The sequence below is a fragment of the Gemmata sp. genome, from assembly GCF_051859125.1.
Lineage (GTDB): Bacteria > Planctomycetota > Planctomycetia > Gemmatales > Gemmataceae > Gemmata.
Window position 1 is genome coordinate 1 of the sequence record NZ_JBHYGG010000238.1, and the last position, 1,552, is coordinate 1,552.

Annotated in this window: 2 protein-coding genes; both read left to right on the forward strand. The window is 68.4% G+C overall.

From position 1 onward, the window contains the following. Positions 1-82 precede the first annotated feature (82 nt). On the forward strand, positions 83-721 hold the full coding sequence (locus tag ACTIGN_RS18985) for a hypothetical protein (protein WP_439626667.1): 639 nt from the start codon (positions 83-85) through the stop codon (positions 719-721). A 255-nt stretch (positions 722-976) separates the two neighbouring features. Further along, entirely contained in the window at positions 977-1,480 is a 504-nt protein-coding gene (locus ACTIGN_RS18990; RefSeq protein ID WP_439626669.1) for a VOC family protein, read from the forward strand. The last annotated feature ends 72 nt before the right edge of the window (positions 1,481-1,552 follow it).

Below are 1,552 nucleotides of genomic sequence, written 5' to 3' on the forward strand. Positions count from 1 at the left end.
CGGGGGGGCCGCGCCCCGGGCCGCCCCCCCCGCGCCCGGCTCCAGTGAGCAATCAACAAGACCTGGTGTGAGGGGAAGTTCCATGACCAAGCTGCGGACGGCCGTTGTGATCACCGCTCTCGCCTGCTCGGGCCTGGCGACCGGACAGCCGGACCCCAAGAAGGCCGAGGGTGCGCCCGAGGCGAAGGCGCAGCAGTTCGTGCTGTTCGACGCCACCTTCACGTTCACCAAGGAGGACGCCGACAACTCCAAGCCGAGCAAGTCGCACTACTACGTCCGCGACAAGATGCTCAACGCCGACCGCCCCAAGGACTGGACGACGCCGGTGGACTACCGCAACGGCACCGTCCACGTCCGGGCCGAGGTGATCGAGAAGCCGGAGGGCGGCGCGCCGACCACCTGGAGCCTGTGCTACATCCCGAACAAGGGGCTCAAGGCCGGGTACGGCTGCACCGGCACCCAGGTCTACAAGGAAAAGGGCGTGTACGAGAGCGACGTGAAGATGACCTCGTTCTGGCAGAACGACCTCATCGTCTGGGAGGAGGGGATCAAGGAGATGCACCTGGTGATGAAGGACGACAGTGGGGGCGCGGGCCACGCCCACAAGCGGACCGACCCGGAGAAGTTCTTCCCAACCAAGATGCGGATCACCATGGTCCAGGTCGCCAAGGGGGCCAAGTACGACCCGAAACTCGTGCCGAACCTGCCCGAGAAGAAGTGACCGCCGGTGCCGCAGGGGCCGGTCGCACGGACCGCGCATCCGCCGCCCCCGCCTCGGGCGGCCGCGTCGGCTCTCGAATCAGCCCTACTCGTGGCGGGCGGTGCCGTCACGCCGCGTCACCCACCCGGACCTGTCTGGCGATAAAACGCGCCCGGTCGCCCAACGCAGTTTGATACTGCCCCGCACCCTGGTTAGCCTACCACCCACCGGGGCGGGCCGACCCCGCCTCGGGTGACTCATTCCTGGAGACGCGACATGGCGGGGCCGGCAAAGAACACGATCTGCCTCTGGTTCGATGGCACCGCCGAGGACGCGGCGCGGTTCTACGCCGAGACCTTCCCCGACTCGGCGGTCGGGGCGGTACACCGTGCCCCGGGCGACTTCCCGTCGGGGAAGAAGGGGGACGTGCTGACCGTCGAGTTCACCGTGCTGGGCGTCCCGTGCCTCGGGCTCAACGGCGGGCCGGCGTTCAAGCACACCGAGGCGTTCTCGTTCCAGGTGGCGACCGCCGACCAGGCCGAAACGGATCGGTACTGGGACGCGATCGTCGGCAACGGCGGCCGCGCGAGCGCGTGCGGCTGGTGCAAGGACAAATGGGGGCTGTCCTGGCAGATCACCCCGCGCGTGCTGACCGAGGCGATGGCCGCGGGCGGGGACGTGGCGAAGCGCGCGTTCGAGGCGATGATGACCATGGGGAAGATCGACGTCTCCGCGATCGAGGCGGCCGTGCGAGGCGCGTCACATCCGACCCGACCTTGACTTGAGTGGGGGATCGAGTTGCTCCCACGAAATAGTCCCGCGGGTGCGAGTTCTTCTGGCCTACGCGGCTGT

What these genes read in the sequence shown, in the direction of transcription:
- ACTIGN_RS18985 (WP_439626667.1), top strand. Translation starts at nt 83, where the DNA reads ATGACCAAGCTGCGGACGGCCGTTGTGATCACCGCTCTCGCCTGCTCG.
- ACTIGN_RS18990 (WP_439626669.1), top strand. Translation starts at nt 977, where the DNA reads ATGGCGGGGCCGGCAAAGAACACGATCTGCCTCTGGTTCGATGGCACC.